Origin of the sequence: Pseudomonas sp. MWU15-20650 (assembly GCF_023242475.1) — a bacterium.
GTDB lineage: Bacteria > Pseudomonadota > Gammaproteobacteria > Pseudomonadales > Pseudomonadaceae > Aquipseudomonas.
Map to the genome: position 1 here is coordinate 1 of NZ_JALJFG010000063.1, position 8,428 is coordinate 8,428.

At 61.4% G+C, this 8,428-nt stretch carries 6 protein-coding genes; 1 reads left to right on the forward strand and 5 read right to left on the reverse strand.

What is annotated here, in order from left to right:
- Positions 1–34 precede the first annotated feature (34 nt).
- The 5 genes from M5B43_RS26875 to M5B43_RS26895 all read right to left on the reverse strand — a co-directional run bounded on the left by M5B43_RS26875 (position 35) and on the right by M5B43_RS26895 (position 7,126).
- Positions 35–955 (reverse strand): LysR family transcriptional regulator, encoded by a 921-nt coding sequence (locus tag M5B43_RS26875; protein WP_248752905.1) that lies wholly within the window; start codon positions 953–955, stop codon positions 35–37.
- 154 nt (positions 956–1,109) lie between these two features.
- Positions 1,110–2,003, reverse strand: a complete 894-nt coding sequence (locus tag M5B43_RS26880; protein WP_248752906.1) for a TauD/TfdA family dioxygenase — start codon at positions 2,001–2,003, stop codon at positions 1,110–1,112.
- Positions 2,004–2,215: 212 nt separating this feature from the next.
- A complete protein-coding gene (locus M5B43_RS26885) occupies positions 2,216–3,580 on the reverse strand; it encodes an HlyD family type I secretion periplasmic adaptor subunit (protein WP_248752907.1) in 1,365 nt (454 codons plus the stop codon).
- Entirely contained in the window at positions 3,570–5,726 is a 2,157-nt protein-coding gene (locus tag M5B43_RS26890; RefSeq protein WP_248752908.1) for a type I secretion system permease/ATPase, read from the reverse strand. The genes M5B43_RS26885 and M5B43_RS26890 overlap by 11 nt, the downstream gene beginning before the upstream one ends.
- Positions 5,727–5,767: 41 nt before the next feature.
- Positions 5,768–7,126, reverse strand: a complete 1,359-nt coding sequence (locus M5B43_RS26895) for a TolC family outer membrane protein (protein ID WP_248752909.1) — start codon at positions 7,124–7,126, stop codon at positions 5,768–5,770.
- Positions 7,127–7,465: 339 nt separating this feature from the next.
- Here M5B43_RS26895 and M5B43_RS26900 point away from each other — a divergent pair.
- The coding region (locus tag M5B43_RS26900; RefSeq protein ID WP_248752910.1) for a retention module-containing protein at positions 7,466–8,428 on the forward strand (963 nt) is incomplete at its 3' end.

Here is an 8,428-nt window from a genome sequence, read left to right on the forward strand (position 1 = left end):
CCTCCCACATTTTGACCGCGTATGGCTTGGGCTTTCAGCGGGGCCGCGCTTCGAGCCAGGTGGCGTGGCAACTCTCGCGCAGGGTCTGGCGCAGCCATTTGTGCGCCGGGTCTTTATCGAAGCGCGGATGCCAGGATTGCGCCAATACCAGCGTCGGCAACGAGATCGGCAGCGCAAATGAACGCAGTGGCAGGTTCAGGCGCTTGGCGCTCAGGAGCGCTTCCTTGGGCACAGGCAGGATCAGGTCGGAGTCCGGCAACATGAACATGGCGCCGTGAAAGCCCGGTGCGATCATCGCCACGCGGCGCTCCAGGCCCTGCTCATTCAGCGCGGTGTCGATCGGCCCACGGGCGATACCACGCCGCGAGATGCTGATGTGGGAATAGCTGGCAAAGCGTGCGGCGGTGATTTCTTCGTCGAACAACGGGTGGTCTTGCCGCGCCAGGCCGACAAAGGTGGTGGAGAACAGGTTCTGCACCTTCACCTCGGGGCTGACCGGCATGGTGTTACTCACCCGCAGGTCCAGGCGCCCTTCGCGCAGGGCTTCGTCGTCGGTATCGCCTTCGGGCACGAAGCGCAGTTCGCACAGCGGCGCCACACGCTCCATGGTGTCGAACAACCGACCGCCGTACACGCCAATGAAAAAGTCATTGGCCCTCACACTGAAGCGGCGGCGCAAGGTGCTCAAGTCCACCTGATCCGCCGAGCGAAACAGCAACGCCGCCTGCTCCACTACATTGCGCACTTGGCCTTGCAGTTCCAGGGCCTTGGGCGTCGGCACCAGGCCACGGCCGGCGCGTACCAGGATCGGATCGCCCACCGCCTCGCGGATACGCGTGAGGGTGCGGCTCATGGCCGCCGGGCTGAGGTTCATCCGCCGCGCGGCGCCGACCACACTGCCCTCGTCAAGCAACGCGTCGAGGGCGACCAGCAGGTTCATATCCGGTAGTTGCATGCCAAGCACTCGTGACCCGTGGAAAGTGAACTCGGCGCAATCGTAACAGTAATTAAATTTATCGTTGCAGCGGTGCCGGGCACTCCTCGAGAGAATCAGCCAAAGGCTGATTGATATCGACTGAAACGCTGCAAGCAGAACCCCGCCCACAGGCTCAGAAAGGCGCATCACCCTGAATGGTGGTACGGAACAACTTGCGGCGCAGATGGCTCGGGCACCCGGCGGCCAGGTGAATCAGCGAGCGGTTGTCCCAGAACACCATGTCGTGGGGCTGCCACGGGTGGCGGTAGATGTTTTGCGGCAGCACGCTGTGGGCGTAAAGCTGGGCCAGCAGGTCGCGGCTTTCGTCAGCTGGCAGGCCGACGATGCGGGTGGTGAAGCCTTCACTGACAAACAGCGCCTTGCGGCCGTTCTCCGGGTGGGTGCGCACAATCGGGTGCACCACTTCCGCCACCTGGGCCAGTTGCTCGGGGGTGAGGGTTGGGCGCCAGTTGCCTTCGAATTTGGTCTCGCTGTAGCGCGCCGTGTAGGAGTGCGCGGCGCTACGGCCTTGCACGGCTTTACGCAGGTGCTCGGGCAGTTGGTCCCAGGCTTTGTGCATGTCGGCGAACAACGTGTCGCCGCCTTCGGCGGGCAGCTCCTGGGCGTGCAGCATCGAGCCCAGGCTGGGCAGTGCTTTGTATGACAGGTCCGAGTGCCAGAACTTGCCCGCGTCTCCCAGGCCGATGGCTTGGCCGTTCTCGATGATATTGGAGACGATCAGGATTTCCGGGTGGTTGGCCAGCAGGAACTGTTTGAGCACGTGGATCTGCAACTCGCCGAAGCGGCGGCTGAATGCGATCTGTTGTTCGGGGGTAATGCGTTGGTCGCGGAACACCACCACGTGGTGATCCAGGTGCGCTCGGTGGATGCGCGCGAAGTCGTGGTCGTCGACCGGGCGGGACAGGTCCAGGCCGATGATCTCGGCGCCGACGCCGCCGGGGAGTGGACGAATGCTGAAGTTTTGAGCGGTTGAGTTCGCTGTTGGAACAGTAGAGGTGGCGGACATGAGGGCACTCCCGGTCAGACAGGAGAGTGACTTTATAGATATAAGAACTGGCGATTAAATACCGTTAGCGAATATCGATATGCATTAGGGTTGAGGTCCGTGCCGAGGCTGATGGCCTCATCGGGAGCAAGCACCCTCCCACATTTTGAATGTATTCACACATCAAAATGTGGGAGGACTTACTCCCGATAGGCCCTGGCAGTCGGTGGAAGTTACCGCTCGTGCAACGCCTCGGCCCGCGCCTTGATAATCGGCTTGAGCAAGTAGCTGAGGATGCTTTTCTTACCCGTGATGATGTCCACCGACGCCACCATGCCGGGGATGATCAGCAACGGTTTCTCGTCGGTGCCCAAGTGGCTGCGGTCGGTGCGCAGGGTGATCATGTAGTAGGTGGTTTTCTTGTCTTCATCGGTGATGGTGTCGGCACCGATGCGTTCGAGCTTGGCCTTCAGCCCGCCGTAGATGGTGTAGTCATAGGCGGTGAACTTGACGATCGCTTCTTGCCCCGGGTGCAGGAAGGCGATGTCTTGTGGGCGGATCTTGGCTTCCACCAGCAGGGTATCGTTCAGCGGCACGATTTCCACCATGTCACTGCCCGGCTGGATCACACCACCGACGGTATTGACCAGCAACTGCTTGACGATCCCGCGCACCGGCGACGTGACCAGTGTGCGGCTGACCCGGTCTTCGAGCGCGCGCCCAGTCGACTCGGCCTTGTTCAGTTCGGTACGGGCCTCGTTGAGCTGGGTCAGGGCTTCGCTGCGGAATTTGCCACGGGTTTCGTCGATCTTGCGCTGCACTTCCTTGATCGCCGACTCGGCGCGGGGAATCGCCAAGGTGGTGGCGTCCAACTGGCCACGGGTTTCCATCTCGGCGCGCTTGAGGCGCAGCACTTCCACCGGCGACACCGCACCCTGGGCGACCAGCGGCTCGGACATGTTGATTTCCTGGCGCTGCAGGGACAACTGGCTGCGGTACTGGCCTTGCTTGGAGGTGAACTCGCGCAGTTCCTGTTGGCGCTGCACCAGTTGCTCCTGCAAACCACCCACTTCGTCTTTCAACTGCTGACGGCGACTTTCATACAGGGAGCGCTCGTTGGCGGCCTGGTTGGGTGCGGCCTTGAGCACGTCATCGGGGATGTTCAGCGGGCGATCATCCACCTGCGCACTCAGGCGCTCAACGCGCAGTTGCATGGCCAGGCGCAAGGCTTCGGTTTCACCGGCATTGGAGACAAACCGTGTGTCGTCGAGGCGAATCAACGGCGCCCCAGCCTCTACGATCTGGCCTTCCTTGACGAACAATTCGGAGACGATACCGCCTTCCAGGTTCTGGATTTTCTGCAACTTGGATGACGGAATCGCTTTGCCGTCGCCGCGGGTGACTTCGTCGATGCTGGAGAAACCCGCCCACACCACCAGGAACACAAAGAACCCGATGATCGCCCAGATGGTCAGGCGGATGACCCGCGGCGCATCTTCGATCAGCGCTTTGTTGACCTCAGGCAGAGGCTGGCCCTGCAGCGAGTCGGCGCCTTTGAAGTAGCGCCCGACCGCGCTCTTGATGGAGTTAAGCAACACTGATCTGCCCCTTCTTCAACGCTTCCATAACCACGGCTTTCGGGCCGTCCGCGAGGATCTGCCCACGGTCAACCACCAGCAGGCGGTCCACCAGAGAGAGCAGTGAGGCACGGTGCGTGACCAGCACCACGGTCTTGCTTTGCACCACGGCTTGCAGGCGTTGTTTCAAGCGTTCCTCACCGGTGTTGTCCATGGCACTGGTGGGTTCGTCCAGCAGCAGGATGGGCGGGTTGAGCAGCAGCGCACGGGCCAGGGCGACGTTCTGGCGCTGGCCACCGGAAAGGTTTTGCCCACGCTCGCCGACTTGCAGCTCATAGCCTTGGGGGTGCAGGCGGGCGAATTCGTGCACGCCGGCCAGTTCCGCGGCTTGCAATACCATTTCGTCTTCGACGTAGCGCGCCCCGCACACCAGGTTGTCGCGCAGGGTGCCGGCCAGCAATTGGATGTCTTGGGCGACGTAGCCGATGTTGTGGCGCAGTTCGCTGACATCGATCTGGCGCACATCCACGCCATCCACCAGCAACGCACCGGAGTCGGGCTGGTAAAGGCCGACGATCAACTTGGCAAGGGAGCTTTTACCCGAGCCGCTGCGGCCGATGATGCCGATTTTTTCCCCCGGCTTGATCACCAGGTTGATGTTTTTCAGCGCAGGATTCTGTTGGTTCGGGTACGTGAAGTTCAGGCCCCGGCACTCGATGGCGCCTTGCAGGGTGCGGCGGCTCATGGGGCGCTCTTCGAAATTGCGCTCCTGAGGCAGCTCCATCATCTGGTCCACCGAGGTCATGGTCACCTTGGCTTGTTGGTAACGCGTCAGCAGGCCCGACAACGAGGCCAGCGGGCTCAAGGCGCGGCCACTGAGCATGTAGCAGGCGATCAGGCCGCCCATGCTGAGGTTGCCGTCGATGATCTGGTAGACGCCGAACACAATCATGATCACGCCGGCCAATTGCTGGATCAGCAGCGTCATGTTCATCGACAGGCCCGACAGCAGCTTCACCCGCAGCTCAAGCCGGCTCAGGGTCCCGATGGTCTGTTCCCAACCATACTGGCGCTCGCTCTCGGCGTTGTTGACCTTGACCGCGTCCAGCCCGGCGAGGGTTTCGATCAGGCTCGACTGGCGCTCGGCAGCCAGGGCCATGGTCCGCTCCATGGTTGCCACCAGGGGTTTCTGCAGGGCATAGCCGATGCCCAGGGCAATCGGGAACGCCAGCACCGGAATCCACACCAGGTGGCCGCCAAGAATGGCGATCACCAGGAAGATCAGCAACGTGAACGGCAAGTCGATCAGGCTGGTAAGTGTCAGCGAGGCGAGGAAGTCACGCAGGCTTTGAAACTCATGGATGTTCTGGGCAAAGCTGCCGACCCGCGCAGGGCGGTACTTCATGGACATGCCGACGATCCGCTCGAACAGCGTGGCCGAGATGATCAGGTCGGTCTTTTTACCGGCCAGGTCCAGGCACAGGCTGCGCAGGCTCTTGAGGATCAGGTCGAACAGGTACGCGCCGCAGATACCCACGGCCAGCACCCACAACGTGGCGGTGGCCTGGTTCGGCACGACTCGATCGTAGACATTCATCACAAAGAGCGGCGCGGCCATGGCGATGATGTTGATCAGGAAGCTGGCGGCGATGGCGTCGGTGTAGAGCCAGCGCGAACGCTTGAGGGTGTCACGGAACCACGAGCGCGCCCGAGGAATCAGGGAGCCATGGTTGACGTCGAATTTGTGTTGCGGCTGTGCGAAGAAAACCTTGCCGATGTAGTCGTCGGCCAACACGTCACGCTTGATGAGCACTTCGCCGCCGTCACTTTCGCTGAGCAGGATCCGCGCTTCGTCGTCACCTTGCCACCCCACCAGCACAGTGCTGCGACCGTCCTTGAGCAGCAGCAGCGCCGGCAATGCAATGACCGGAATCTGTTCGAGCTTGCGTTGCAGCACCCGGCCTTGCAGCCCGGCCCGCGCGGCCGCACGCGGCAGCAGCTCGGCACTCAGGCGCTGCGCGGGCAGCGGCAGGCCGGTGGTGAGCATGGCCGCGCTGGCGGGCTTCTGGTGCAAGGCACAGAGTGCCAACAACCCGTCGAGTAACGGGTCGTCGTGCAGCGTGCGTGGATCATGACTGAGATGAACTCGACTGACTTCGGATTCCACGCGGTGCACTCTCGACTAACAGATGGGGCTATTGGGGTGGCTCAATTCATCCCAGGCAGTTGGACTTTAGGCTTCACGTCGTTCTGCACGACGGAGGCCATCGGTGCGACCACTCCCTGGCTCTTGAGCAATTCGCCCATGGTCGCCTTGATTCGATATTGAGTAAATAACTGAATGTTCTTGATCTCTTCCAGACGGCGGGAAGCGGTGAACAATTCGTTCTCGCTGTCGAGCAGATCCAGCAGGGTACGCTGGCCGAGACTGAACTGCTGCTGGTAGGAGGTACGCACGCGGGTGCTGTGGTCCACGTATTGCTGAGCCACTGGCAACTGGGCATTGGCGTTGTTCAAGGCGTTCCAGGCCAGGCCCAGTTCTTCATTCAGTTGGCGCAGGGCGTTGTTGCGGACGTCCAGCGCCTGGTTGGCCTGGTACGACTTGGACTGCAAGTCAGCCTTGTTGCTGCCACCGGCAAACAGGTTGAAACGCATGCGCACCATGGCTTCCCAGCCGTTGTTATGGCTGGCGTCGCCGGAAACGTTGTTATCGGCATTGGTGCCAAGCTCGGCATCAAAACGCGGGTAGAAGGAGGACTTGGCCGCTTCGTATTGCTTCTCGGCAGCCGAGATATCCGACTCGGCCGAGCGCAGGATCGGGCTGTTGTCGAGCATCTGGCGACGCGCTTCATTCAGGTCCGCCGGCAACATGGCCATGAACGGGGCCGGACGCTCGAGCTGGTCGGGCATCTGGCCAACGGCGCTGAGGTAGTTGACCTGCGCATCGGCCAGGTTGGTCTGCTCGGTGATCAGGTTGTTACGGGCCTGGGCCAGGCGCGCTTCGGCCTGGTCCTGGTCGGCGCCGTTGCCGACGCCACGCTGGGTACGCAACTTGATCTGATCGTAAATGCGTTCGTGATTGCGCAGGTTTTCTTCAGCCAGGCGCACGTACTCACGACGGGTCAATACATCCAGGTAGACCTGGGCAACGGTCAACCCGGTGCGCTCGGACGTGCCGAGCAAGGAGTAAGCACGGGAATTAACGTTGGCTTGTTGACGCCCGACTTCGCTGGAGGTGGCGAAACCGTCAAAAATCATTTGCTGCAGGCGCAGGCTGGATTCGCCGCGGTTGAGCGTGTCCCAGTGGTTGCCGTTTGGGCCGTTGGCAGCGCGGGTGGTGGAGTTGTCGGTACCTTCGCGGCCGTAACCGGCATTCAGGTCAACACGTGGCAGGTAACCACCTTGTGCCGCGCGCAATTGGTAATCGGCGGCGATGCGGCTGTTTACACCCGCCTGAATTTCCGGGTGCACATCCAACGCCTGCTGCATGGCTTGGGGCAGCGTTTGGGCTTGTACGAAACTGGCGGCGAGAACGAACGGTATTGCCTTGAACAGGTGCAGACGCATTTAAAAATTCCCTAGGACTTCTTGTCTCAAATCACAGCGATTGGCGGCGCTGCGTCGGATAATGGCTACCGTAATGACCGTACGTCGGAAAGTTCAAAAAGCGGAACTGCTTCACACATGTAGGACGGTTCGCCGCATAAATATCAATGTGACATTACGGGAGCGATTGTTTAGGATGGCGACCATAAGGTCAATAGTTTGGCATAAACTAGATCGCGAATAAATCTAGCCAATATTTTGACGTCACTATCAATATAGTCTATGTCCCTCCTGTCTGGCCCTCCCCTCGCGAGCGGCCACATGGAATTCATCAGAAACGGATCGCCGGAGAAAATTTTAATGAGCAGTGTTGTTGCCATCGTCAAAAGCATTGTTGGTCAAGTTTTCGTTGTCTCTCCGGAAGGAACACGCCGCGTCCTTGTTGAAGGCGACCGCCTGTTCGCGGGCGACCAGGTCGACACCGGGATGTCCGGGGCTGTCAGCCTGGAACTGGCCGACGGCCGCACGCTGGATCTGGGCCGGGAGACGCAGTGGAGCGCCGACCTGCCGGACTCCAGCCTCGATTTGGCTGCGGCTGCAGAAAACGCTGCGCCGTCGGTTGCCGAACTGCAACAAGCCATTGTCGCCGGTGCCGACCCGACCACCGACCTGGAAGCCGCGGCCGCAGGCCCAACCGCAGCCGGTAATGGTGCCGCAGGCGGTGGCCATAGCTTCGTCGTACTGGACGCGACCGCTGGCCGTGTCGACCCGACGATCGGCTTTCCAACTGCTGGCCTGGGCCAGACGAATGGGACACTGACCCAGAACGTCGGCGCCCAACCTGGCAGCGGCGACGGTGGCCTGGTGCTGCAAACCGCCACGCTGACCCTGGGCGCCACGCCGACCATCACTGAGGCCGGTGGTGTGCTGACCTACACCGCCACCGTGACCCAGGCGCCCATCGGTAACCTGACGATTACGCTGTCCAATGGCGCGGTGATTACCATCCCGTCGGGCCAACTGACCGGCACCGTCAATGTGCCCCTGGCCCCCAACGACAGCCCGTACATCGACCCAAGCCAGATCAGCGTCGGCGTCACCGGTACTACCGGTGGCAACAACCTGGTGCTGACCATCGACCCGAACCCGGCCGTTACTCAGATTACCGATACCATCGACACCACCACCGTCACGCTGACGGCCGGTGAGGCGGTGACCGAAGGCGGCCAGATTACTTACACCGCGACCCTGACCAACCCTGCACAAACGCCGGTGACCGTTACCTTGAGCAATGGCTCGGTGATCACCATCAAGGCGGGCGAG

Bases quoted from the DNA above. Each gene is read 5' to 3' on its own strand.
- M5B43_RS26875 (WP_248752905.1), bottom strand. From the start codon at position 955: ATGCAACTACCGGATATGAACCTGCTGGTCGCCCTCGACGCGTTGCTT.
- M5B43_RS26880 (WP_248752906.1), bottom strand. From the start codon at position 2,003: ATGTCCGCCACCTCTACTGTTCCAACAGCGAACTCAACCGCTCAAAAC.
- M5B43_RS26895 (WP_248752909.1), bottom strand. From the start codon at position 7,126: ATGCGTCTGCACCTGTTCAAGGCAATACCGTTCGTTCTCGCCGCCAGT.